This is a genomic window from Streptomyces sp. NPDC046821, from assembly GCF_040645335.1.
GTDB lineage: Bacteria > Actinomycetota > Actinomycetes > Streptomycetales > Streptomycetaceae > Streptomyces.
The window spans coordinates 316213-341431 of record NZ_JBEYYB010000003.1; the positions used below are offsets into that span (position 1 = coordinate 316213).

22 protein-coding genes are annotated in these 25219 nt (G+C 71.0%); 9 read left to right on the forward strand and 13 right to left on the reverse strand.

What is annotated here, in order from left to right; genetic code table 11:
* The first annotated feature begins 81 nt into the window (after positions 1-81).
* A complete protein-coding gene (locus ABZ893_RS07995; protein WP_361398563.1) occupies positions 82-777 on the forward strand; it encodes a DUF2470 domain-containing protein in 696 nt (231 codons plus the stop codon).
* Between the two features lie 2 nt (positions 778-779).
* Here ABZ893_RS07995 and ABZ893_RS08000 read toward each other — a convergent pair whose 3' ends face one another.
* From ABZ893_RS08000 to gcvPA, 11 genes are all read right to left on the reverse strand, one after another.
* On the reverse strand, positions 780-1856 hold the full coding sequence (locus tag ABZ893_RS08000) for an acyltransferase family protein (RefSeq protein WP_361398566.1): 1077 nt from the start codon (positions 1854-1856) through the stop codon (positions 780-782).
* A gap of 159 nt (positions 1857-2015) precedes the next feature.
* Positions 2016-2804, reverse strand: a complete 789-nt coding sequence (locus tag ABZ893_RS08005; protein WP_361398569.1) for an SDR family NAD(P)-dependent oxidoreductase — start codon at positions 2802-2804, stop codon at positions 2016-2018.
* Positions 2805-2812: 8 nt separating this feature from the next.
* A complete protein-coding gene (locus tag ABZ893_RS08010) occupies positions 2813-3481 on the reverse strand; it encodes a helix-turn-helix domain-containing protein (protein ID WP_361398572.1) in 669 nt (222 codons plus the stop codon).
* Positions 3482-3548: 67 nt separating this feature from the next.
* Entirely contained in the window at positions 3549-4589 is a 1041-nt protein-coding gene (locus tag ABZ893_RS08015; protein WP_361398575.1) for a PhlD, read from the reverse strand.
* A 96-nt stretch (positions 4590-4685) separates the two neighbouring features.
* Positions 4686-5507, reverse strand: coding sequence for a helix-turn-helix domain-containing protein (locus tag ABZ893_RS08020; RefSeq protein WP_361398578.1), 822 nt, complete (start codon positions 5505-5507; stop codon positions 4686-4688).
* A gap of 449 nt (positions 5508-5956) precedes the next feature.
* On the reverse strand, positions 5957-7021 hold the full coding sequence (locus tag ABZ893_RS08025; RefSeq protein ID WP_361398581.1) for a hypothetical protein: 1065 nt from the start codon (positions 7019-7021) through the stop codon (positions 5957-5959).
* A 204-nt stretch (positions 7022-7225) separates the two neighbouring features.
* The gene (locus ABZ893_RS08030) at positions 7226-7867 is read right to left on the reverse strand and encodes a GntR family transcriptional regulator (RefSeq protein WP_361398584.1); all 642 of its coding nucleotides are present in this window, start codon (positions 7865-7867) and stop codon (positions 7226-7228) included.
* A 47-nt stretch (positions 7868-7914) separates the two neighbouring features.
* Positions 7915-8661 carry an SDR family oxidoreductase gene (locus ABZ893_RS08035; protein ID WP_361398587.1) on the reverse strand — a complete coding sequence of 249 codons (747 nt, stop codon included), beginning with the start codon at positions 8659-8661 and terminating at the stop codon, positions 7915-7917.
* 67 nt (positions 8662-8728) lie between these two features.
* A complete protein-coding gene (locus ABZ893_RS08040; protein WP_361398590.1) occupies positions 8729-10051 on the reverse strand; it encodes an NAD(+)/NADH kinase in 1323 nt (440 codons plus the stop codon).
* Between the two features lie 23 nt (positions 10052-10074).
* A complete protein-coding gene (gcvPB, locus tag ABZ893_RS08045) occupies positions 10075-11673 on the reverse strand; it encodes an aminomethyl-transferring glycine dehydrogenase subunit GcvPB (RefSeq protein ID WP_361398594.1) in 1599 nt (532 codons plus the stop codon).
* The gene (gcvPA, locus tag ABZ893_RS08050) at positions 11670-13061 is read right to left on the reverse strand and encodes an aminomethyl-transferring glycine dehydrogenase subunit GcvPA (RefSeq protein ID WP_361398597.1); all 1392 of its coding nucleotides are present in this window, start codon (positions 13059-13061) and stop codon (positions 11670-11672) included. The genes gcvPB and gcvPA overlap by 4 nt, the downstream gene beginning before the upstream one ends.
* 182 nt (positions 13062-13243) lie before the next feature.
* On the opposite strand from gcvPA, the gene ABZ893_RS08055 reads away from it, so the two are divergent.
* The 5 genes from ABZ893_RS08055 to ABZ893_RS08075 are packed head-to-tail and all read left to right on the forward strand — an operon-like array spanning position 13244 to position 20603.
* Positions 13244-14581 carry a sugar ABC transporter substrate-binding protein gene (locus tag ABZ893_RS08055; protein WP_361398600.1) on the forward strand — a complete coding sequence of 446 codons (1338 nt, stop codon included), beginning with the start codon at positions 13244-13246 and terminating at the stop codon, positions 14579-14581.
* 4 nt (positions 14582-14585) lie between these two features.
* Positions 14586-15518 (forward strand): sugar ABC transporter permease, encoded by a 933-nt coding sequence (locus tag ABZ893_RS08060; protein WP_361398603.1) that lies wholly within the window; start codon positions 14586-14588, stop codon positions 15516-15518.
* On the forward strand, positions 15515-16375 hold the full coding sequence (locus tag ABZ893_RS08065; protein WP_361398605.1) for a carbohydrate ABC transporter permease: 861 nt from the start codon (positions 15515-15517) through the stop codon (positions 16373-16375). The genes ABZ893_RS08060 and ABZ893_RS08065 overlap by 4 nt, the downstream gene beginning before the upstream one ends.
* Positions 16372-18426, forward strand: a complete 2055-nt coding sequence (locus ABZ893_RS08070) for a beta-galactosidase (protein ID WP_361398608.1) — start codon at positions 16372-16374, stop codon at positions 18424-18426. The genes ABZ893_RS08065 and ABZ893_RS08070 overlap by 4 nt, the downstream gene beginning before the upstream one ends.
* Positions 18423-20603 carry a trehalase family glycosidase gene (locus tag ABZ893_RS08075; protein WP_361398610.1) on the forward strand — a complete coding sequence of 727 codons (2181 nt, stop codon included), beginning with the start codon at positions 18423-18425 and terminating at the stop codon, positions 20601-20603. Before ABZ893_RS08070 ends, ABZ893_RS08075 begins: the two co-directional genes overlap by 4 nt.
* 30 nt (positions 20604-20633) lie before the next feature.
* On the opposite strand, the gene ABZ893_RS08080 is transcribed toward ABZ893_RS08075, so the two are convergent.
* Positions 20634-21545, reverse strand: a complete 912-nt coding sequence (locus ABZ893_RS08080) for a Gfo/Idh/MocA family oxidoreductase (protein ID WP_361398613.1) — start codon at positions 21543-21545, stop codon at positions 20634-20636.
* Positions 21546-21829: 284 nt separating this feature from the next.
* On the opposite strand from ABZ893_RS08080, the gene ABZ893_RS08085 reads away from it, so the two are divergent.
* The 3 genes from ABZ893_RS08085 to ABZ893_RS08095 are packed head-to-tail and all read left to right on the forward strand — an operon-like array spanning position 21830 to position 24691.
* Complete coding sequence (locus ABZ893_RS08085; protein WP_361398617.1) at positions 21830-23311, forward strand: MFS transporter; 1482 nt, start codon at positions 21830-21832, stop codon at positions 23309-23311.
* A gap of 4 nt (positions 23312-23315) precedes the next feature.
* Positions 23316-23906: a TetR family transcriptional regulator gene (locus tag ABZ893_RS08090; RefSeq protein WP_361398620.1), complete on the forward strand. Its 591-nt coding sequence runs from the start codon at positions 23316-23318 to the stop codon at positions 23904-23906.
* Positions 23903-24691, forward strand: a complete 789-nt coding sequence (locus ABZ893_RS08095) for a nucleotidyltransferase domain-containing protein (RefSeq protein WP_361398623.1) — start codon at positions 23903-23905, stop codon at positions 24689-24691. The genes ABZ893_RS08090 and ABZ893_RS08095 overlap by 4 nt, the downstream gene beginning before the upstream one ends.
* A gap of 201 nt (positions 24692-24892) precedes the next feature.
* On the opposite strand, the gene ABZ893_RS08100 is transcribed toward ABZ893_RS08095, so the two are convergent.
* A complete protein-coding gene (locus tag ABZ893_RS08100) occupies positions 24893-25123 on the reverse strand; it encodes a hypothetical protein (RefSeq protein ID WP_361398626.1) in 231 nt (76 codons plus the stop codon).
* Positions 25124-25219: the final 96 nt, after the last annotated feature.

The following is a 25219-nucleotide window of genomic DNA, read 5'->3' on the forward strand; positions in this document are numbered from 1 at the left end:
TTCACCGTCACTGACCTGCGGGTACTGGTGCGCTCCGGCAATCTCCTATAAGTTAGGCAAGGCTTACCTAAGGAGGTTCGGATGGGTGTCCGACAGATCAGTACCGCCCTGCCCACCACGGCGGCACGCGCGCGATCCGTGCTGGCCACCGCCTGGTCGTGCGAGGTGACGACGGACGTCGGGCGGGAGGACCTCGTCGGATCCCACCGCGTCACCGACGAGGGCGAGATACGGATCCTGCCCCCGGACGACGGCGTCCTGTCCGCCGCCGTGCTCTGCGCGCCGCACGGCGAGCCGACCGCGCTCGTCGAATTCGCGGACGCTGCACCCGTCCCGGTCAGGGACCGGATCCGCGCACGCCTCTGGATCTCCGGGACCCTCGTGCCCGACGGTGACGAGTTCGTGCTCAGGCCGGAGCGCGCCGTGCTGTGGACGCGTACCGGACACACCGGCATCCCGCTCGACGAACTCGCCCTGGCCGCGCCCGATCCGCTCACCGCGGCCGAGTCCCGCCTGCTCACCCACCTCGCCGACTCCCACCCCGAGGCCGTCGAACAGCTCACCCGCCTCGTCGACGCCGACAGCCTCCAGGGCGTCGTACGCGTCCAGCCCCTGGCCGTCGACCGGCACGGGCTCACCCTCCGGCTCGAACGCGTCCGTGGCCAGGCCGACGTACGCCTCACGTTCCACACGCCCGCCGACGACCTGACGCAGCTCAACGAGCGTATGCACGCCCTGCTGTCGTCGGCGCACGCGATCAGCCGCCGGCGCAGGTGAGGTCACCGACGCGCAGGAAACCGAGCGGCGCCGGGTTCAGCCTTCGGCCCCGGCTCCGTACGGCGGAACGCCCACGGGATGTTCGGCTCCACCACGAAGCGGAACACGCGCCGCACCGGAGACGTACACAGCAGCGTGATGACTCCAACTGCCGTGAGCGTCACGGCCAGTTCACCCGCCGGCGTGTGCAGCCACGGGTGGTCGTACCAGCCCCAGAAACGCGACGACTTGATCAGGAAGCCGTGCAGCAGATACGCGTACAGCGTCCCCGAGCCGAGTGCCGAGAACCACGTCGTGCGGCCCGGCACCCAGGCCAGGAAGCAGGCGCTGAGGACGACCGCGAGCGCGAACAGGGCTGGAGTCGTGAACAGTCCGGCCCATGCGGGAGCGCCCAGACTCGTGACGCTGCTGCGGCGGTAGAACCAGCCCGCGTCGAACCACGGCGCGACCCAGTACGCGCCCGCCAGCGTCACGGCCAGCACGGGCAGCGCCCACAGCCGGGCCCTTCGCGTCCGTAGCCGCTCGAAGTGCTCGGGCCGCAGCGTCAGGCCGAGCACGAAGAACGGCAGAAAACCCACGACCCGTTGCAGCGCCAGATCCCCGCCGGCCTCCGGCGCCATCGACATCAGCGCCGCGATCGTCAGGGCGACCGGAACCGGATGACGCAGCTGCAGCCACAGCGGAGTGGTGAGCCGCCAGATGAACAGCGCGACCAGGAACCACATCAGATACCAGGGATCGAGCAGGCTGATCGGATACCCCGGATCGTCCTGCGCCCACCGGTAGAACAGCGTGTACGCGATCTCGAACACGACGTACGGCACGACGACACCGCCGACGAGTCGCCGCAGGCGGCCCGGCGCCATGTCGAAACTCCGCGAGAAATAGCCGGAGATGATGGCGAACGCGGGCATGTGGAACGCGTACACGCCGAGATAGACCGCCGTGACGGTGCGGCTCCCGTAGGTCAGTGGCTCCCACGCGTGGCCGCACGCCACGAGCACGATCGTCAGGTATTTGGCGTTGTCGAAGTACGGGTCGCGTGCGCCCCGCCCGCCCGGTCCGTGCCGGCTGTCCATCGTTCCCCTCGCGCCCTTCGCGGTGCATTGACCCTGGGTGCCCTGCCCGATGGACGCCGTTCCATGACAGACACCCCTGCGGTCAACGGTGTGAAAGGGGTAAGAGGGTTCAGGGACCCGCGGCCCGCCCCTGGTCGGGGCGGGCGGACGGGGGCCGCATCAGCGCGCGGTGTAGGCGCCGTCCACGAGGTGGTAGCTGCCGTGCACGAACGAGGCGCGGTCGGAGAGCAGGAAGACGATCACCTCGGCGACCTCCTCCGCGTGACCGAGGCGGCCCACCGGGTGCAGCGAGGTGAGCGCGTCGTACGCCTCCTTGTCCATCTCGCGCAGCAGCGGCGTGTCGATGAAGCCGGGGCCGACCGCGTTCACGCGGATGCCCTTCGCCGCGTACTCGGTGGCGGCGGTCTTGGTCAGGCCGACGACTCCGTGCTTGGCGGCGACGTACGCGGGGGAGCCGGCGAAGCCGACCGAGCCGAGGATCGACGCGACGTTCACGATCGCGCCGCCCTTGCCGGCCGCCTCCATGGCGGGGATCTCGTGGCGCATCGAGTAGAAGACGCCGTCGAGGTTCGTCCGGACGACCCGGTTCCAGACATCGATGTCGTACTCGCCGGTGGGCGCGCTGTCGCCGCCGATACCGGCGTTGTTGACGGCCAGGTCCAGGCCGCCAAACGTGTCGACGGCGAACTTCACGGCGGCTTCGACCGATTCGGGCTTCGTGACGTCCACGGCGACGGCGGCGGCCGTGATGCCTTCGGCCTTCAGCTCGGCGGCTGCCTTCTCCGCTCCGTCGGCGTTGTAGTCGGCGATCACGATGTTCGCGCCGCCCCGGCCGAGGCGGCGGGCGGTGGCCAGGCCGATGCCGGAGGCGGAGCCGGTGACGAGTGCGGTCTTTCCGGCGAACTCGGTCGCGTAGTCGGCGCCGGTCGCGGGGGTGTTGGTGCTCATGGTGCTGTTCACTCTCTGGTTGCGGTGTGGGGGGCCGCATGGAGCGCGGCCTCCCCGGTCAGGGCGTCGTAGGCCTGCCCCACCAGGTCTGCGAGGTCGGTGCCGGGCCCGTCGCCGCCGCGTGCCCAGTGGCGCAGGGCGGCGGTGAGCACGCCGGCCGCGGCGCCGACGACGACGGCCGGGCGGATGTCCCGGTCGCGGTCGGTGCCGAGCCGGTCGGCGATGATGCGGACGGACTCCTCCTGGGCGTCCACCCGGAGGCGTTCGTACGCGGCGAAGAGCGCCGGTTCCGTGTCGAGGGCCGCGAGCAGGGCGCGCATGTGCGGCCTGCGGTGCGGGGCGGAAGGCTCCGTCAGCCACTGCTCGACGGCCCTGCGGTACGCGAGCAGCGGAGGCTCGGTCGCCGGGCGGGCGCGCAGCGCCTCGTTGATGCGGTCGGCGCCGGCCCGGGTGAAGTCGAGGGCGGCGTCCTCCTTGCCGCCGAAGTGGCGGCTGAACGTGCGGCGGGTGACGTCGGCGCGGTCGGCGATGGCCTCCACGGTGACGGCACCCAGGCCCCGCTCAAGCACGAGCCCGACGGCCGCCGCGGCGAGCGCTTCCCGGGTCTGCCGGGCCTTGCGTCGCCGCCGGTCCTCGGAGAGGTCCGCGGGTGCTGGTGCGGGGTCCTGCGCGTTCATGTCTTCGACCATACACCCGTCATGTCTCACCGGGACACGTGTCCCGGTGAGACATGACAGACCCGGGTCAGGAGTGCCAGTGACCGTGCAGCGCGGCGGTGGTGAAACCGGGCCCGTAGGCCACGGCGACCCCCTTGGCTCCGGCCGGGGGCGGGGCGGCGTGGGTGCGCTCCAGCACGCGGAGGATGCTGACGCCGCCGAGATTGCCGTCCTCGGAGAGGGTGTCGGTGGAGTGGCGGGCGTCGGCGGGGGTGAGGCCGAGGGCCGCGGCGGTGTCGGTGATGATGCGGGGGCTGCCGGGGTGAATCACGGCGAACCCCGGGGTGCGCGTGCCGACCCAGTCGAGGAGCGCGGGCAGGACGTCGTCCGTGGCCGACAGTGCTTTCTTGGTGGAGTCGAAGTGGAGTCCGTCGGCCTCGATCCGGCCGCTGTACCGGTCCAGGCTGTCCGGCAATGTGTACTCGAAGCTGTCGTCGATCACGAGACCGGGCCCGAGCGGCTCGCCGGTGACGACCGTCGCGGCGGCCGAGTCCCCGAACAGCGACTTGTAGATCATCGACTCGACGCTGGTGTCGTTGTGGTTGTACACGCTGGAGATCGTCTCCGCCGCCACGACCAGGACCTTGCTTCCGGGGCGTACCGCGATGAAGTCGGCCGCCCGGACGAGGGCTTGGGTGCCGCCCGCACAGGCCAGCGTCGTGAGGGCGGTGCGCCGTACGTTCGGGCGCAGCCCGAGGCGGGCTATGAGATGGACGTCCAGGTTGGGAACGGACCAGCCGGTCGAGTGCGCGGTGACGATGGCATCGATGTCTTCGGGCGGCACACTCGTACTGTCGAGCGCTGTCAGAGCGGCCCGTTCCGCCATGGCGAGGGCATCGCCGAAGGCGGTCTCGGCCCGCTCGCGTACGCCGGCCGAACCCGAGACGGTGGGGGAGTCCAGGGGGCGGGTGAAGTACCGGGTACGCACACCGCAGTTGGCGAGAACGCGCAGGATCACCGCCAGCCGGGGATGGTCCGGGTGGCGGTTGCGTATGTCGTCGGTTATGTCCTCAGTGCTGATCTTGTGCGCTCCGAGGATGGTGCGCGGCATCGAGACGAAAGCAGACACGGTGTCTCCCACGTGGCTGGGGGCGGGATGTGGGGGGTGCCGCCAACCTACTTCAACGCGATTCACGCGTCCCGCGAGCGCGGGGATCGGTTCAGGTCAGCCGGTGCGCAGCATCGGCGTACGCAGATGGGTGCGGCGCGCGCCGGGGTGGAAGACGAGAATGATCAGCCGCGCGCCCGGGGCGGTCATCGGCTGCGCGGCGCACATGGTCACCCAGCCGGGACCGTGCACCGAGTGCATCAGGGGGCGTTCGTCGCCGTCCGGGTGGATGGAGGCGCCGCCCGCCTCGTAGATGGGCGCGGCCTCGGGGTCCGCGAGGATGCCCTTCTCGATCTGCCGCAAGGTGTCGTCCTCCGGTCTGGAGGCGAGGGCCGCACGGAGCTGTGGCATCACCAACGGGGCCCAGGCGGTGTGCCAGTTGGTCAGGGACTTGCGGCCCGCGGGATCGAGGAGCATCCAGTGCATCGTGTTGTCCGGTACCCGACTGCCGGGGAAGAGGGCGCCGAAGGCCGCGTTCCAGGCGAGGAGATCCCAGGACGCGTCGGTCACGTACGCCATGTGCCCGATGCTGTCGACCGCCTCCTGCCATACCCCGGGCACCTCTTTCCCGGAGGAATGGTGCAGCGGCCCAGGGGGGTCCTGGAGCAGCGCGTACCGGCACAGCAGGACCCATTCCTGTTCGTTGAAACCGAAAAGTTGCGCGACGTCGTGCAGCAGATCGGTCGGTGGGTTGGAATAACTGCCCGACTCCAGCCGGTGATACGTCCCCAGGGTGCGGTGCAGGAGCTGGTCCACCTGGTGCTGGGAGAGGCCGGGGGCGCGGCGGCCCTGGCCCGTGGGGCGGGTGAAGCCGTGGGATTCGGGGGTTATCAGGGCGCGCCGTTCACGGAGCAGGGCGCGAAGCGCCGTCTTGTTCATGGTGGGTAATCCCTTGATGTGCACGCCGAGTTGAGCGTCTGCAGTCTAAATAGTCCCATCGCCTTTAGTAATAAAGATTGCCTGAAGAAAACGATCACGGACTGCGCCATGATGGAGCCTGCGGGGTTACCGACCTGCTGGTTTGACCGCCAGGAGGGGTGTGGCCACGCCGATGGGACACCTGGGCCGGGATGCTCAAAATTGGCTTGATTTCCCGGTGTCGGGTATCCGTCGAACCCTCGGGCGCGTTACGGGAACGGTGCAAGGCCAGTTGTCATATTCCGATCCAAGTGACCGGAACGTGCATTACTCGCCGCTTCAGGCACTTCCCCCGTGCGGATCCAGGGCTCACTGGCTGCGGCCGGTGCCGTCACTCGCCATTACGTAGCGGCCACGGTGCCGGCCGCCCGCGCGTTCACCCGCCCCGCGCGAGCGGCCTCCACGACTCCCTACCAGTCGCCGTCCGCCACCGGCTTGCCCGCGTCCCCGAGCGGAGTGATCTGGTGCGCGCCCGGCGCCTGCCACGGCTGGTGGTCCTCGCCGAGCCAGTCACCGGCCGGTTTCACAGACGTGAGCGTGTCCGTCGGCGCCAGATCCTCGGCGCTCTCGTCGTAGTAGTCGAACCACGGCAGGCCCGCCCGCGTGTACGCGGCCCGGTCGACCGGAGACGGCGGCGGCGCCTCGCCCGTGATCCTCCGCCAGTCCGGCGGCGTCACGAGGTGCACGAACACGCGGCCGGCAGGCGTGTCGGCCCAGTCCGACGCGGGCCGGTCGTCCCGGAACACCTGCTGCCGCATCGTGCCGCCGGCACCGAGCCCCATCGCACGCGCCGCGTGCGCACCCCCGGCCCGCGGAGCAGCGCCCGGCGCCTGCGGAGCCGCGGCCGCCATGGGTGGCGGTGGCCCACCGTACCCACCGGCCGGCGCGGATCCGGGCGCGAGCGGCGCCCCGATCCGCGCCTCAGCCAGCCGACGGGCCTCCGCCTCACGCCACTCCCGCCGCGCCCGCTCGCCCAGCGTGAAGGACTGGAGCTGGATCCCGCCCCACGTCTCCTCGCCGGTGACCTGGCCCTCGACCGTGGCCCCGAGCCCCAGGGGCAGCGCGACGAACTGCCGCACCTTGCCCTTACCGGACTTGACGCCGTCCAGCCAGGGCTGGCGTGGGATCACCACGTAGTTCTGCGGATCGCGGGACAGCCGGTCGCTCCACGGCAGTCCGGAGATCGCGCACACCTTGCCCACGCCGACCTGGAGCACCGCCGGTTCGGCCGAGCCGGCGAAGCTCAGCCACATGGCCTCGCGCAGATACATCGGCAGCATCACGCCACCACGCGCCCGCCACTGGGCCGGCACCGAGTCCGCGTAGTCGGCGACCCGGCGTACCGGGAACTCGCCGAGCCCGGGCGGCAACGGATGCGTTCCGGTCTCCGGCAGGCGCAGGGTGCGGACGAACCGCACCCGCACCCCGCCCGGCAGCAGCAGACTGTTCCGCTCGATCTGCACGCTCGTGGCCATGGCCTTCTCCCCTCGTCGTGGCTCGCTCGGTGGTACCACGACGGACTGACAGGGCCGGTTCCGTGCCCGGCGGCCCTCGCCGGAGCGCGGGCTGGCGGGAGTGGTCAAAGGCCTTTCGCAGCAGCCGAGTTGAAGGGAAGCGCCGAGTTGAAGGGAAGCGCCGAGTTGAAGGGAAGCGCCGAGTTGAAGGGAAGCGCGGGGGGATCAGTCCTTGAGATGTTCCAGGATCCGGTGCATCCCGCTGTTCCAGTTCTCCTTGAGCGCCACGACCGCCGCGTCCATGTCCCCGCGCAGCAGGCACTCGGCGATCCGCTCGTGCTCCACGGCGGAACGCTCCAGGACGTCCTCGTCGCCGAGGGCCATCTGCTCGTAGCGGTGCATCGTCACCTTGAGGGAGGTGATCAGCTTCATCAGCCGGTCGTTCGTGCAGCCCGACAGGAGCAGGTCGTGCCACGCGTCGTCGTACCGCTCTATGACGTCGTGCGGCGCCTGCGGTGCCGAGAACGCGCGTGCCTCCTCGAGAAGACGGGGAGCCGTGGCCGCGAGATGCCCGGGGTCGCTGGACTCCAGGGCCAGCGCCTCCAGCGTCGCGACGATCGCGGACAGGTCGCGGAACTCCTGCGCGCTGAGCGGGGTGAAGCGGAAGCCCTTGCCGCGCTCGCTCGTGATGACGCCCTCGCGCTCCAGCGTGATCAGGGCCTCCCGCAGAGGGGTGCGGCTGACGCCCAGCTCGGTCGCGAGCTGCCCCTCGTTGATCGGCTCGCTGGTCGCGATCGTGCCGCTCCCGAGGCGCTTGATCAGTTCCTCCTTGACCTGTTCGCGCAGCGGGCGGTTTTCGATTGGCATGTGAGGCGGCCTCCCCTTCGTCCGGTCGATTATCCGCTACCGGCGGGTCACGCGGTACCGGCGCCATCCACCGGGATGATCGCCCCGCTCAGGAACGCCGACGCGTCCGACGCGAGGAACGCCACGGTCTGGGCGATGTCACGGGGCTGCCCGATGCGCCCGAGCGGCCGGTCCGCCGCGTCGGCGTAGAACGCGTCGGAGCTCTCGCCGAGCTGGCGCGCCTCCTCGGCGAGCATTCCGGTCGCGGTGTCGCCGGGGCAGACACAGTTCACGCGGATGTTGTCGGGGCCGTGGTCGATGGCCATCGCCCGGGTCATGTTGACGACGGCACCCTTCGACGCGCAGTACGAGACGGCCCGGCCGCCGCCCCGGATGCCCCAGCCGGAACCGGTGTTGACGATCGAGCCGCCGCCCCGCGCCGCCATCCCGGGGATGACCAGGCGACTCATCAGCATCACCGAGCGGATGTTCACGGCCATCACCAGGTCCCAGTCGTCCTCCGTGATCTCGCAGACGGTGGAACGGCGGATGATGCCGGCGTTGTTGAAGAGGACGTCCACGCCGCCGAACCGCTCCTGCGCCGTGTTCACCACGGCCTCGCAGTCCTCGCGCCGGGACACGTCGCACCGCACGAACGTGCCGCCGGTGTCCTTCGCCGTCTGCTCGCCGCCTTCCGTGTCGATGTCGGCGATCACCACGCGGGCGCCGAGTTCGGCGAGCACCTGGGCGGTGGCACGGCCGATTCCGGCTCCGCCGCCGGTGACGAGGGCGCGCTTGCCGTCGAGGGAGATCATCCTGGGCTCCTTCTGTCGGGTGCTTCGTTGCGTTCGGGGTACGTCGGCGTGTTCGGGGTACGTCGGGTCACATGGCCAGGCGGTACAGGGACGTGCGGCATCTGCCGGTGATGACCGGGAGGTGGCCGCAGAGTTCGGCGTCGAGGGCTTCGTCGCCGGAGTCGACGAGGAGGGGACGGCCGCCGAGCGCGGCCAGTTTCTGTTCGGTGCATACAACGAGCAGGCGTTCGAGGCCGCCCGCGGCGCGCAGGACCCGCGGCGAGACCTGCTGGTTGCCCCGGCCGAGGAGAAAGCCCTGACCGCCGATGGGGGAGAGCGCGATCCAGGCCGGGCCGAGCGCGAGGAGCGTGTCCTCCGTGGCCTCACAGGCGACGACACGCGGCGGGTGGCCGGCGCGCAGGCGCAAAACGTCGACTCCGGTGAGGGAGACGTCCGCGCCGAGTGCGGCGGCGACGGCGCGGGTGGTGCTGCCGGGGCCGAGGACGAGCAGGTCGTCTCCGACCCGTTCGGCGACCTCGGCCGCGATCCCGCCGACCGCCCCGGGCGCGGTGGCGGTGCTTCCGGTCTTACGTTGCTGGACGCGGACCGGCAGGTCGGGGACGGGGAGCCAGCCGAAGAGCCGGGACGTGACGCGGCCCTTGCTCAGGGCGTCCTCGTCGCGGTCCATCACTTCGGCGTCCCGCAGGCGCACGGCACCCTTACGGGTCAGCCACGCGGCGGCCACCTCGCCCGCCGCACGCGGACTGACGGCGAACACGGCGGAGTGCATCTTCACCCCGGTCGGCACGCCGAGCACGGGGCACGCCATGTCCCCGAGAGCGGTGAGCACGTCGCGTGCGGTGCCGTCGCCTCCGGCGAAGAGCAGGAGGTCGATGCCCTCGGCGACGATGGCGCGTACGGCGGCGGCGGTGTCGGCGGCTGAGGTGTCCCGGGCGCCCCGGGCCGCGTACACGATGCGTGCGGGCAGCCCCGAGGCAGCGACGGAGTCGGCCCCTAGGGGACCGGCGGCGGTGATTACGAGGAGGCCGGGGGCGAAGGCTTGCGCGACGGCCGGACCAGTGGCCGTGGCATCGGCGGACGAGGGTGCGCCGGTGCTGGCGGGTGCGAAGGCTGCTTCCGCCGTCACCGCACCCGAGGCCGCCGCCGAAGCCACCACCCCGGACCGCGCACCCGCCCCGGGCCGCTCCCGCGTAACCAGGCCCGGACCCGCCAACTCACCGCCAGCCAGCCCAACTTCACCCACCCGAACCCCCAACTCCCCGAGCGCCGCCCCCGCCCGTACCCCCGCCAACGGCCGCGCCCCGAGCGAGACCGCCAGACGGGCCCGCTCCGGCCCGTCCGTGCCGCCGAGGCCGACCCGGCCGCCGAGTCCGGCGACCGGGTTGACCACGAGACCGATTCTGAATGGCCCGGTCAACGGGATGCCCGGCCCAGGACCTTGCGACGGTAGGCGCGCCACGACACCGCCCACGTGGCCGGGTCGTCAAGCGCCTCCGGACGTACCCGGTGGATCGTCGACCGGTGCGGAGCCGTCCGTACCGTCTCCGGGTCCTCGTACGCCTCGCGGGCGATCTCCGCGAGGATCGCCGCGTACTCGTCGAGGTCGGCGCGTGTGTAGGACTCGGTCGGCTCCAGTGTCATGGGTTCGGGCACGAGGTACGGGTGGTGGCTGGTCCAGTAGTGCGTGCCGAAGTCGGCGGCGCGCAGGCCGATGTCCTCGGAGTGCAGGCCCGTGTCGTCGTGGAGCTTCTCCCAGCTGTAGCGGACCTGTTCGACGCGTGGACGCCCCTCGGCGTAGGGGACGGAGACGCCGGGGATCTGCCGGACCTTGTGGAGCAGGTAGTTGTTGTTGAGGACTGCCGTCTCGGCGGCGGCGCGCAGGCCCTCCGCGCCGAGCGACATGATCCACGCGTAGGCGCGGACGAGGTTCGGCACGACCCCGTAGAACGGTCGCATCTTGCCGACCGACTCGGGGCGGTTGTCGTCGAGGCGGTACAGCCCCGTCTCCAGGTCCAACTCGACTGTCGGGCGCGGGAGATAGGGGGCCAGCTCGTCCGTGACCGCGCACGCGCCGGCCGCCGGGCCGCCGCACGCGTGGGGCGTCGAGAACGTCTTGTGCAAGTTGAAGTGGCACAGGTCGAAGCCCGCGTCGCGGGCGCGCGTGATGCCGAGGATGCCGTTCGCGTTGGCCTGGTCGTACGAGCACAGGCCGCCCGCCTCGTGCACGATCCGCACGAACTCCTCGATACGCGGGTTGTAGATGCCCGTGTCCTCGGGGTTGGTGATGAGGAGCGCGGCCGTGCGCGGGCCGACCGCCGCCTCGAGGGCGTCGATGTCGGGGTAGCCGTCGGCGTCCGGGTGGAGGGTGATGACCTTGAAGCCGGCCGTCTTCGCGCAGGCCGCGTTCGACGGGTGGGAGAAGATGGTCGTGATCACCTCGTCGCGCTGCTCAAGCTCGCCGCGCGCCGCGAAGTAGGCGCGGATCATGGCGACGTTCGTATAGATCGCGGCGGAACCCGCGCCAGGCTGGAGCGAGACCCGGTCCATGCCGGAGATCTCCTTCAGCAGCTGCTCCAGGCTGTGGATGATGCCGAGGACGCCCTGCACGGTGTCCTCGTCCTGGAGCGGGTGCAGCGCGGCGATCCGGGGGTCGCGCACGAACTGGTCGTTGACCTTGGGGCTGTACTTCATGGTGCAGGTGCCCTGGCCGACGTCGATGTTGAGATCGGCGCCCAGATTCTCCTGCGACAGCCTCAAGTAGTGCCGCAGGACCTGCTGTTGGGACATCTCCGGCAGCGCGGGCGGCGCCTCGCGGCGCAGCGCGGCGGGTATCTCGACCCGGTCGATCGAGGGGTCGGCGGCCGGTACGAGGACTCCGCGCTCGCCCGGCGAACCCAGCTCGAAGATCAGCTGCTCGTCCCAGGACGCCTGGTGGAAACGGCGCAGGCGCGGCTTGTCGGCGATGCGCGCCTCCTCGGGGGAGACGGACACGGGCGTGTGCGGGGCACTCACTTGACGATCTCCTGGAGGGTCTCGGCGAGCCGGTCGATGTCGGCCTTGGTGTGCACTTCGGTGACGCAGTACGTGGCCTCGCCCGGGCCTGTCGGAGTGCCGCCGAAGATGCCGCGCTCCTTGAGGTCGGCGCGGATCTCGGCGGCGGACCTGCCGCCCGTGTAGCGGACGGTGAAGTCGGCGAAGTGCAGGGCGTCCCCGAACGGGACCTCGATGCCGGGCACTTGGGCGAGGCGACTGCGGGCGTACGCGGTGAGGTTCAGGATCGTCTCGCCGATCTCCTTCATGCCCTGCGGGCCCATGAGCGCGAGGTAGACCCCGGCGCCGATGCCGTGCAGCGCGGCGGCGGTGCCGACCCACTCCTTGCCTTCCTCGCGCAGGGCGAACGAGGTCCGCTCGTAGGCGACGTCACCGAACCCGTACTCGCCCTCGACACTCGTCGGCGCGAGGCCGAACAGGCGCGACGGGTACTCGGCTACCAGCGTCTCGTCGTCGTGTGTGGCGATGAAGCCGGCGTTGCCGCCGCCGAAGCTCTGGTGCAGGCCGAGCGGCTGGATGTCGCCGCACGCGATGTCCGCCCCGTACGCGGAGGGCGGCGCGAGCACGCCGAGCGTGAGCGGGTTGCAGCCCACTACGTACAACGCGCCTGCCTCGTGGGCGAGTTCGGTGAGGCGGGGGAGTGCTTCGTCGACGATGCCGAGGGCGGAGGGCGAGTCGGCGTACACGGCGGCCGTGTCACCGGCGGCGAGTGCCGCGCGCACCGCGTCGAGGTCGGCGCATCCGGTGTCCGGGTCGACCGGGACCACCGTCACGTCGTGATCGGGCCGTACATAGTCGCGGATCCGGGAGAGTTTGTCGGCGTCGATCGCGGTGGCGACGACCAGGCGGCGGCGCCCTGTGATGCGGCCTGCCATGCGCAGGGCGGTGCCCGCGGCCTGGAAGCCGTCGTACACCGGGACGTTGACCACCTCGACGTCGAGCAGCTCGGCCATCATCGACTGGTACTCCCACAGCGCCTGGAAGCGGCCGTGGTCCTCGTAGGGCTCGCCCGCGTAGGCGGTCAGGAACTCGCTGCGGTTGACCACCTCGTCGACGACGGCGGGCACATGGTGCTGGTAGCAGCCGGAGCCGAGGAAGCTGAGCGCCTGCCGTGTCGAAGTATTGCGGCTGAGCAGCTGTTCCATGTGCCGGACGAGTTCAGCTTCCGAACGGAGCGGGTCCGGTAGGTCCAGGGGCCGGTGCAGCCGGACGGCGTCGGGAATGTCGGCGTAGAAGTCCTCGACGCTTGCCGCGCCGATCTCTTCGAGCATCGCCTGCCGGACGGCGGGGACCGCGTTCGGTATGTAGGGGTGGACGTAAGAGGGGGCGGAGTCCTGGGGTGACGTCATGCCAGCGCCTTTCGCGTGGGCCGACTCAGTCATGCCCGCGATGCCGGCCGGCTCGGTCGGCTCGGCCGTGCGGGTCATGGACCACAGCAGCAAAAGTCTTTGTGTGTACACCTCTTGACGGCAACCTTCGTCATTCAGTGTTCTGAATACAGCATTAGGCATTCACGCTCCAGGAGGCAAGAGTGTCAACCAGACCCACCCGACGGGTTGTTCTGTCCACAGGTCTCGCGGCCGCCGCATCGTCCCTGGTCGGCGGATGCGCCATGGGAGGCACGGGCGGTGGCGGCGCCCGCGACATCGGCGGCAAGCGGGAGAAGGGCAAAGGCAAGGTCAGTGGAAAGATCACCGTCTGGTCGTGGGACGTCGCCGCCAAGGCCATGAAGCGCCTCGCCCACGCCTTCGAGCAGCGCCACCCCGGCACCACCGTCGACGTCGTCGACATCGGCTACGACAACGCCTACGACAAGATCACCGTCGGCCTGCGCGGCGGCTCGGGCCTCGCCGACGTCCTCACGGTCGAGGGCGACCACATGCCCCGCTTCACGGGTGAATTCCCCAGCGGCTTCTACGACTTGACCAACCTCGGCGGCCGCTACGGCGGCGACTTCGACCGCGCCGCCTGGGGCACCGTCACCGGCAAGAAGGGCGCCGTCCTCGCCCTGCCCTGGGACATCGGCCCCTGCGCGCTCTACTACCGCACGGACCACTTCCGCGCCGCCGGAGTCGACCCCAAGACCCTGCTGACCTGGGACGACTACGTCACGGCCGGAGTGCGGATCAAGAAGGCCACCGGCCACAAGATGCTCATCATGGACACCATCGACACAGGCATCCTGCCGATGCTGCTCCAGCAGCAGGGCCAGTTCTACTTCAAGGGCGGCCGCGTCGCTGTCGACACCCCCGAGGCCGTACGGGCCATGACGCTGATGAAGACCCTGCACGACAAAGGACTCGTCGACTACGAGAAGGGCTGGGACGGGCTCGTCACCGGCACCAAGGAAGGCAAGGTCTCCACCACCCCCACCGCCGCCTGGTGGACCGGCACCCTCACCGAGGAAATGCCCGAGCTGAAAGGGAAGTTCGGCGTCGCGCCCCTGCCCGCCTTCACCGCCGACGGCGTCCGCACGTCGAACGTCGGCGGCTCCACCCTCACCGTGCCGGCCCAGAGCAAGAACCCGCGCCTGGCCTGGGCGTTCATCGAGTTCCTGCTCACCAGCAAGACGAACCAGGTCTCCATGCTCAAGCGCGAGGGCCTGTTCCCCGCCTATCTGCCCGCGCTCGACGACCCGTATCTCGGCGCGAAACAGGAGTACTTCGGCGGACAGGCCACCCTCGACACGTTCGCCCGCCTCGCCCGCACCATCCCGCCCGTCGAATACGAGAAGGACGACGCGAAGGCCTCCGACATCATGGTCTCGGCTGTCAACGGCGTGATGCTCCACGGCAAGGACCCGAGCGCCGAACTCGCTTCTGCGGCACGGCAGATCGCCTCGGCCACCGGACGCGAGAGGGTGAAATAGTTCGATGGCCGTCGACACCGCCTACGACCGGCCGGCCGCACCGGCCCGCGCACCCGCCGCACCCGGACGACGGCGTCGTGGCCCGCGCCGCGTCGCCTGGGTCTTCGCCGGACCGGCCGCCGTCCTCTTCGTCGTCTTCTTCGCCTATCCGCTCGGCGCGAGCCTCCTGCAGAGCTTCACCACCGAGGACGCGGGCGCCTCCCGCTGGGTCGGCCTCGGCCAGTACCAGCGCCTGATCCACGATCCCGCCTTCGTCGAGTCCCTGGTCAACACCGGGATCATCCTCGTCGTCCAGGTCCCGGTGATGATCGCCCTCGCCCTCGTCCTCGCCGTCCTCCTCAACCAGTCATGGCTGCGGCTGCGCGGCACCTGGCGCGCCGTCCACTTCCTGCCCGCCGTCACCACGCTCGTCGCCTACGCCGTCGTCTTCCAGGTTCTCCTCAAGACCGACGGCGGCCTGGTCAACCAGCTCCTCGGCGCCGTCGGCATCGGCCCGGTCGACTGGCTCAACAGCCCCACCTGGGCCCGCGTCTCTCTCATCGCCTCGCTGACCTGGCGCTGGACCGGCTACAACGCCGTCATCCTGCTCGCCGGACTCCAGGCCATCGGCAAGGAGCAGTACGAGGCCGCCGCCATCGACGGCTCCGGCACCCTGTCCACGTACGCGCGCGTCATAGTGCCGCAGCTGCGCCCCGTCGTGCTGTTCTGCGTGGTCACCTCCACCATCGGCACGCTCCAGCTCTTCGACGAGAACTACGTCCTCACCCGCGGCGGCCCCGACGACGCCACCCTCACCCCGGTCGTCTACCTCTACAAAGTCGGCTTCCAGCAGCTCGACTTCGGGTACGCAGCTGCCATCGCCTGGGTCGTGGTGGTCCTCATCGCCGCGATCTCCGCCCTCCAGTACGTGGCCTTCGGAAGGGAGCGCCGCCGATGACCGCCCTCACACAGCGGGCACCCACGCGCGTCCACCCGGGACGGCGGCTCGCGCGGCTCGCGGTGCGGCTGTTCCTCGCGTGCGGCGCCGTCGTCAGCCTCGTACCCTTCCTCTGGATGGCGATCGCCGCGACGCACTCCACGTCCGACCTGTTCCACTCGCCGCCCCCGTTCCTGCCCGGCGGCCGGCTGCTCGACAACCTGGCGCGGCTCCAGGACACCATCGGCTTCGGCCGCGTCCTCCTCAACAGCCTCGGCATCGCCGTCGTCCACACCGCGCTCAGCTCGCTCATCTCCGCCATGTGCGGCTACGGACTCGCCAAGTACCGCTTCCGCGGCCGGGGTCTGCTGCTCGGCGTCGTGCTCGCCACGATGATGATCCCGTTCCAGGTGCTGCTCGTCCCGCTGTTCCAGATGATGGCGAGCGCCGGCTGGATCGACTCCTACCAGGCCGTCATCCTGCCCTTTCTGGCCAACTCCTTCGGCATCCTGCTCATGCGGCAGGGCTTCGTCGACTTCCCCGACGAGCTCCTCGAATCGGCCCGCATCGACGGCTCCGGCGAACTGCGCACCTTCTACCAGGTCGTCCTGCCGTGCGTACGCCCCCAGCTCGGCGCCCTCGTCATCTTCACGTTCATGACCCAGTGGAACAGCTTCATCTGGCCGCTGCTCATGCTGAACTCGGAGGACAAGTACACCGTGCCCGTCGCGCTCAACACCCTCACAGGGCTCTCCCACATCGACTACTCCGGCCTGATGCTCGGCTCGCTGCTCGCGACGCTGCCCCTCATGGTCATCTTCCTGCTGTTCCAGCGGCAGTTCGTCGCCGGACTGCTCGGCGGGGCGGTGAAGGGATGACGCCGGCAGAGCAGGTAGGCAGTCGTCTGACGCGGGTCCCGGGCGTCCTCTACGGCGGTGACTACAACCCCGAACAGTGGCCCGAGGAAGTGTGGGCCGAGGACGCGAAACTGATGCGCGAGGCAGGCGTCACCATGGTGACCGTCGGCGTCTTCTCCTGGGCCAGACTCCAACCCGGCCCGGACACCTGGGAGTTCGACTGGTTCGACCGGCTCCTCGACCTCCTGCACGCCCACGGCATCGCCGTCGACCTCGCCACCGCGACCGCGTCACCCCCCGCCTGGCTCGTACGCGCCCACCCCGGGATCCTCCCCGTCACCGCCGACGGCGTCCGCCTCGAATTCGGCTCGCGCCAGCACTACTGCCCCTCCTCGCCCGAGTACCGTGCCGCCGCCCTGCGCCTGACCCGCACCCTCGCCGAACGCTACGCACACCACCCCGCCCTCGCCCTGTGGCACATCCACAACGAGTACGGCGACCACGTCACCGAGTGCTTCTGCGCCCGCTCCGCCGACCACTTCCGCACCTGGCTCACCGACCGGTACGAAACGATCGACGGCCTCAACCACGCCTGGGGCACAGCCTTTTGGTCCCAGCGCTACGGCCGCTTCGACGAGATCGAACCACCCCGCACCGCGCCAGGACCCGTCAACCCGACCCAGCTCCTCGACTGGCGGCGCTTCTGCTCCGACGCCCTCCTGGAGTGCCACCGCGCCGAACGCGACGCACTGCGCGAACTGAGCCCGCACATCCCGGCCACCACCAACTTCATGTCGATGTTCAAGGCCCTCGACTACTGGAAGTGGGCCGCCCACGAGGACCTGGTCTCCGACGACGCCTACCCCGACCCCGCCGACCCCAAGGCCCACGTCAACGCCGCCCTCAACTACGACCTGATGCGCTCCCTCAAGGGCGGCCGGCCCTGGCTGCTCCTCGAACAGGCCCCGTCCGCCGTGAGCTGGCGCCCGGTCAACGTCCCCAAGAAGCCCGGCCTGCAACGTCTTTGGTCCCTCCAGGCACTCGCCCGCGGAGCCGACGGCATCATGTACTTCCAGTGGCGCGCCTCCCGCGCGGGCGCCGAGAAGTACCACAGCGCGCTGCTCCCGCACCGAGGCACAGCCTCCCGAGGCTGGCGCGAGACCGTACGCTTCGGCGCCGAACTCTCCCGCCTCGCCGAGGTCACCGGCGCCACCACCCCGGCCGACGTCGCGATCGTCCTCGACTGGGACTCCTGGTGGGCCCTCGAAGCCGACGACCACCCCTCGGCCCGGATGCGCTGGCGCGGCCTCCTGCACCCCTGGTACGCGGCTCTCCACGCCAGAGGCGTCACCACCGAGTTCGTACCCCCCGACGCCGAACTCGCTTGCTACCGAGCGGTGTTGGCACCCAACCTCCACCTCCTGCGCCCCGAACACGCCGCCCGCATCACCGCGTACGTCCATGACGGCGGCCACCTCGTGTGCGGCCCCTTCAGCGGTGTCGTCGACGGCCACGACCACATCCACGACGGGGGCGCGCCGGGCCCGCTGCGGGACGTACTCGGTGTGAGCGTCGACGAGTTCTGGCCTGTCCCGGACGGCGAGACCGTACGTCTCACCTCCGGCGCCGAGGCAACCCTGTGGAGCGAGTGGATCGAGACGAACGGCCCGGCCACCGAGGTCGTCGACACGTACGCGTCCGGCGAGCTCACCGGCCTCCCCGCCGTCACCCGCCACCCCTGCGGCACCGGCACCGCGTGGTACGTGAGCGCCCACCTCGGCGAAGGCATCGGCCAGGTCCTCGACGACGCGCTGCGCGCCGCAGGCGTACGGCCCTTGCTCGACGTCCCCGACGGGGTCGAGGTGACCGTCCGCACCGGCGAGCAGGGCACGTACCTCTTCGTGCTCAACCACAACGACCACGACACCCGCACGCCCCTGAGCGGCGCCTTCGCCGCGGGCGGCACCGATCTGCTCACCGGCACGACCGTCCACGGCCACGTCGCGCTCGGCCCCTTGGGCGCCGCCGTCCTGCGCATCGCCACCGACTCCCCGGGAGAGAACCAGCAGTGACCAGACACCGGCGCCTGAGCGCGCTGACCGCCCTCCTTCTCGCCGCCGGCGCCCTCGCCGTACCACCGACGGCGTCGGCCCACGAGCCCCCGGCGCCGCAGTCCCCGTACGCCGACGTCCTCGACCTGCACGGCACCCCGGCCGCCGCCGAGCCCGGGGACGACGAGGACAACAACCCGATCACGGTCTTCGCCGACCGAGGGGCCTGGCACGCGTACGCCCTGCCGAAGGCCGGTGACACGGACGCGTACGGCGGTTTCTCCGGGCCGCTCTACATCGCGCAGGAATACCCCTGGTGGCTCAGCAAGTCCTTCAGCCGCATCCGCCTCACCGAAGACGGCCGCACCCTCGACCTTGCGGCCGGCGGCACACCCCGCTTCACCTCGCTCCCGGGCCGCCTCCTCCAGTCGTACGACCTCGGCCACGGCCTGAGCCTGACCCTCGAACTGCGCTTCGCCACCGACCGCAGCGCCCTGGTTCGCGCCGAGGTCCGCAACACCGGCCCCGCGCGCCGCACGCTCGGCGCCGACTGGACCGGCAGTCTGCTGCGGCCCGCCGGGCAGCCGATGCACGACGCTCCCTCGCTGACGGCGACCGGTTCGGGCGTCGGTGTCGACTTCGCCAAGGTCCGCAAGACCTGGGACTACCTCACCGACGGCACGGAACGCTTCGAGGTCACCCACAAGGACCCCGTCCGCACCACGGTGGACGGTGACAGCTATCGCACCGAGGCCACCGCACTGGTGACCCTCGCGCCGGGCGCCTCGCACAGCTTCGACTGGACCGAGTCCTACACGTTCACGGATGCCGAGCGGACCCGAGAGCAGGCGCAGGTCCGTGACGTGCTTAACCACCCGGCGCATGTCGTCTCGGCCGGGGACGACCGCTGGCGCGGCTACGTAGCCGGGGTGACCCGGGGCGTCCCCGCCGACCGGCGCCGCACCGCCGTGAAGTCCCTGGAGACGCTGGTCACCAACTGGCGTGGCGCGGCAGGGCAGATCAAGCACGACGGCATCACCCCGTCGATCTCCTACAAATGGTTCACCGGCGGCATCTGGGCCTGGGACACCTGGAAACAGGCCGTCGGCACCGCCCGCTTCGCGCCCGACCTGGCCGAGTCGCAGATCCGCTCCATGTTCGACTGGCAGATACGCCCCGACTCCACGACCCGGCCGCAGGACGCCGGAATGATCCCCGACGTCATCTTCTACAACGACCCGGCACGCGGCGGCGGCAACTGGAACGAGCGCAACTCCAAGCCCCCGCTGGCCGGTTGGGCCGTCTGGGAGGTGTACGAGAAGTCGGGCGACAAGGCGTTCCTGCGCGAGATGTACCCGAAGCTCGCGGCGTACCAGGCCTGGTGGTACCGGAACCGGGACCACGATCACAACGGCCTCGCCGAGTACGGCGCCACGGTCGACCCCGCCAACGACTCGCCCGAGGAGCAGCGCCAGGCCGCCGCGTGGGAGAGCGGCATGGACAACGCGCCGCGTTTTGACGCGTCGCTGGGTACGTCGGTGGTAGCGAATCACGCGGCCGACGGGACGCTTCTCGGCTACTCCCTCAACCAGGAGTCCGTCGACCTGAACGCGTATCTCGCCGCTGACCAGGGGTACTTGGCGCGGATTGCGGACGCGCTCGGGCGCGGTGCTGATGCTGATAAGTGGAAGAAGCGGTCCGCCGACACCGCCTCCGCCGTGCGTAGGACGATGTTCGACCCGGCGGACGGGTGGTTCCATGACACCGGGCTCGGGACGGGGGCGCTGCTTACGGCGCGTGGTCGTGGCATCGAGGGTGCGGTCCCGCTCTGGACCGGCACGGCCTCGAAGGCGCAGGCCCGCGCCGTGCGGGACAAGCTGACGGACCCGGCGGAGTTCGCGACGACGGTCCCCTTCCCGACCGTGTCGAAGAGCTCCCCGTACTTCGCGCCGACGCGGTACTGGCGCGGGCCCGTCTGGTTCGACCAGGCCTACTTCGCCCTCGGCGGCCTGCGCCGCTACGGCTACGGCAAGGAGGCGAACGCCCTCACGGACCAGCTCCTCACCCACGCGTCGGGCCTCAGCGGCAATGGCCCGATCATGGAGAACTACGACCCGACGACGGGCGCTCCGCTCAACTCGCCCAACTTCAGCTGGTCGGCGGCGCTGTTGCTGCCGATGCTGACTCGGGACAAGTAAGGGGTACGTACGGCTGGGGCCGGGCTCGTCTCACTCGCCGGTGGGTGGGGCGAGGCCGGCCTCCGCCGACGCGAGTATCTCCGTGACCCGCAGCGCGAACCGGGCGTCACACGGATGCGGCCGGCCCGACCGGACCGACTCCAGCAGCGCGCCGATCGCCTCGCCGTACGCGTCGACGGGCGCGCCGCCAGACGGGATCGAGGCGATGCCCGACTCGCCCCGCAGTTCCACGGTGATGCCCGCAGTCCGCGCCGGGGCGGTCAGACTCAGCGTCGCCGTGGCGGACGCGCCCGACGTGTGCGTGAGGACCAGGTGCACGGTGTCCGCCGGTCCGCGCGCGGCCGTCACGGAAGTGACATCACCGAGTACCGGTATGAGTACGGAGAGCGCGTGCGGGCCGACGTCCCACAGGGCTCCGCGCCCGACCCTCCAGTCCGACGTGGCCTGGGCTGAGGTGTCGCAGGGGGAGTAGAGCGCTCCGTACCAGTCGGCCCGGCCCGTGAACCAGCCTCCCTCGGCGGCCTGTCGGGCGAGCCATCCGGCGGTGGCGGTGGCGAAGCGCAGGGTGAAGAAGACGACGGACGCGACCCCGGCGTCCCGTACCGCCTCGGCGACCTCGCGGGCCCCCGCGACGGTCGTGGCCAGGGGCTTTTCGAGCAGCAGATGGCAGCCCGCGGCGGCGGCCCGCGCGGCGAGCGGCGCCTGCACGTCGGGCGGCACCGCGAACGCGACGGCGTCGCACGCGGCGAACAGGTCGTCCACGTCCTCGTACGCCCGCGCCCCGTGCGCTGCGGCGACCTCGGCAGCGGCCTCGGGCCTGCGCCCCCAGACCCCGACGAGGTCGGTCCCGGAGTGAGCGCGGAGCGCGGCGGCATGAGTGTCGGACGCCCATGCGCCGGTCCCGACGAGCCCGACACGGAGGGGGCTGGTGGCAGGAGTCATGGTGGGCAGTATGGCCGGGGGAGTGGCGGGGCGGGGAGGGAATGGGGCGAGTGGGAGCCCTGCACCCGCGCAGCCCCGCACCCGCACAGGCCGCGCACCCGCCTGCCACTGCCCGCGCCCGCCACAGCCCCGCCCGCCACGGCCCCGCCTGTCCATATGCCGGTCACATCTCATAGCGCTCTGGTCACCGATACCACCCGTGGTGAATACTGATTCACCACCTAGGTGAATGGAAATTCACCCCGACTCCCGACCTCGTCCGCGAGGCGTCCACCGGAGTGTTCATGGAGCCCGCGATACACCCCGACATACGTCCCGAAGCCAGTCCCCAGCCTGGTCTGCGCGGCCGGCTGACGATCCCGGTTCTCGCCTTCGGCGGCATTCTCATGGCCGTCATGCAGACCGTCGTCGTCCCGCTGCTGCCCGACCTGCCCCGGCTGACCGGGGCCTCGCCCGGCGCCGTCTCGTGGACGGTCACCGCCACGCTCCTCTCCGGCGCCGTGCTCACCCCCGTGCTCGGCAGGGCGGGCGACATGTACGGCAAGCGCCGCGTCCTCCTGCTCGCGCTCGGCCTGATGACCGGCGGATCGGTGCTGTGCGCGCTGACTTCCGACATCCGCGTCCTGATCGCGGCCCGGGCGCTCCAGGGCGCAGCCGCCGCGGTCGTGCCGCTCTCCATCAGCATCCTGCGTGACGAACTCCCGCCCCACCGCACGGGATCCGCGGTCGCCCTCATGAGCTCGACCGTCGGGATCGGTGCCGCGCTCGGCCTGCCGCTCGCGGCCCTGATCGTCCAGTACGCGAACTGGCACGTCATGTTCTGGGCGACCAGCGCCCTCGGCGCGGTCGGCCTCGCGCTCGCGTGGTGGGCGGTGCGCGAGTCGCCCGTGCGCGCGCCCGGCCGGTTCGACACGCGCGGTGCCGTGGGACTGGCCGGCGGCCTCGTCTGTCTGCTGCTCGCCGTGTCGCAGGGCGGGCAGTGGGGCTGGGGGAGCGCGCGGGTCATCGGCCTGTTCGCCGGTGCCGCCGTGATCGGCGCCGTGTGGGCGCGGCAGCAGCTGCGGACCGACCGTCCGCTGGTGGACCTCCGGCTCGCCTCGGGCCGCCGCGTCGGCCTGCCCCACCTCGCCGCCCTGCTCGCGGGATTCGCCTTCTACGCCAATTCCCTCGTCACGGCGCAGCTCGTCCAGGCTCCCAAGGCGAGCGGCTACGGACTCGGCCTGAGCATCGTGCAGACCGGCCTGTGCCTGCTGCCCAACGGCGTGATCATGCTCCTGCTCTCCCCGGTGTCGGCCCGAATCTCGGCGGCGCGCGGCCCCCGCGTGAGCCTCGCGATCGGCGGCGCCGCCATGGCCCTCGGCTATGTCGTGCGGATCGCGGACAGCCGTGACCTGTGGGTGATCGTCCTGGGCGCCGCCATCGTGTCGACGGGCACCACGTTCGCGTACTCGGCGCTGCCCACGCTGATCCTGCGGGCCGTGCCGGCCGGCCAGACCGCGTCCGCGAACGGGGTCAACGTCCTGATGCGGACCATCGGCCAGGCCGTCTGCAGCGCCGCCGTCGCCGCGGTCCTCGTCCATCACGCGACCGGCGCCGGGTTCCCCTCGCTGCGCGGCTATCAGCTCGCGTTCGCCATGGCGGGTACGGTCGCACTCGTGGTGATCGCCGCGGCGTTCACCGTCCCCGCCGACGTGGCGAAGAACGACGGGCGCAGGTCCCTGTCCGGCAGGACCGGGAGCCTGGGCAAAGCACTTGAAGGAGCGTGACCTCGTGACGAGCCCGGCCCGGACCGTGTCCCCGGCCCGCCGTGACGCCGAAGCGACCAAGGCGGCGATCATCCGCGCGGCCCGCTACCTCCTCGCGCGGAACGCGCACACCGACATCACCCTCAAACACGTCGCCGAGCGCGCCGGGGTCAGCGCCCCGCTCATCCTCAAGTACTTCGGCAACAAGGACGCCCTGTTCTCCCAGGTCATGAACTTCGAGGCGGACGTGGACACCCTCCTCGACGCCCCGCTCGACGACCTCGGCCGGCACATGGTCCGCCACCTCCTCACCGGCCAGGCCGAACGCGGCACCGACCCCATCGTGCGCATCGTCTTCGCCCCCCTCCACGGCGAACAGGGCGAGATCCTGCGCGCCAACTTCCGCGCCCAGGTCAGCGACCGGCTCGCCCGGCGCCTGAGCGGACCCGACGCCGGCCTGCGCGCCGAACTGGCCGTCTCCCTGCTCCTCGGCCTCGGCGTCATGTACGGGATCGCACGCGGCCCCCATGTGCGCTCGGCGCCCGTCGAAGACGTCGTGGAACGCTACGGCCCGTCCGTACAGGAGCAGTTGACCCCTGGCACACTGGCCGGATGACCACAGCGGCGAAACATCCCGCGGACACGACCGACCTGCTGACCGGCTTTCTGGCCGGACTGCGCGAAGCGCTTCCCACCCCTTTCTCGCTCTGGGCGCACGGCTCGCTCGCCGGCGGGGACTACCAGGAAGGGCGCAGCGACCTCGACCTCATCGCCGTCGTGGCACGCCCGCTGACGCCGGACGACGAGGCACGGCTCACGGCGCTGCACGAGGGGCTCGACGCCGCGCTGCCGCTCGCCGCGCACCTCCACTGCTCGTACATCGCGCGCGGCGAGGCCGACGATCCGGACCGCCCCCACTTCACCTGGGCCCACCGGGAGGCGTACACCCGCCCGGTCACCCCGGTCACCCGGCGCGAGCTGCACGCCTTCGGGCTCGTGCTCCACGGGGATCCGGTCGACGGCACGCTGCCGCCGGTCGACGACCGCACCCTCAAGCGGTACATCGTCGACAACCTGGCCGAGTACTGGCGTCCCGTGGCGGAGCGGCGGGAGTTGTGGCTGGAGGACGTCTGGGTCGACCTGGGCCTGCTGGTACTGGCCCGTTCCAGGGTCACCCTCAGCGAGGGCACCCTCCCCAGCAAGGCCGAGGCCCTGACCGTCCTCACCGAACTGGGCGCACCCGCCGACGTCGTGGCCGACATCTCCCGCCGCCGGTACGGGAACGTCCCGGCGCAGGCCGCAGCCGACCCCGACTGGCCGGAACGCCGACGGGACCTGACTCTGGACTGGCTGGTCCCTGCGATCGAGCACACGGTGCGCACACACTCGGCCGACGCGTAGGTAACCGGCAGGTGGCTGACGGGCGGTGCGCCGATGGCGCAGGCCGAGCGATGCCCACGCCCACCTCACCCCAGCTCGCACCGCCGCTCAAGCCCCGCCGCGCGCACGCCCCCCCGGCGCAGCCCTCGCGCGCGCCCCCGGCGGAGAAGCCCCCCCGCACGCCCTCTCCAGCGCAGCGCCCCGCCACCGCAGCGCGCCGCCTCACGTATGAACGCGCGTCTCCGTCCCCATGTCGTAGAGCCGTTCCAGCAGCCACGCCTCGTTGCCCGCGAGCCCGGCGCGGGACAGGGCCTCGTCGGCCTCCGCGATCGGCACGGCGAGCAGTGACGCGGCCGTCGCCGGCTCACAACTGGTCAGCGCGGCGCGGGCGGTGTGCAGCAGGCGATGGCAGGCCTGGGCCGCGGCGATTTCGGCATTCCTGGTCGCGTTCATGTCGATGGACCCCTCAGCTCGGCTTCATGGCGAAGACAGGTGGAGACGCGTGGAGACAGGTGTCTCCACTGCCTCCACTCTTACGCACGGGTCTGA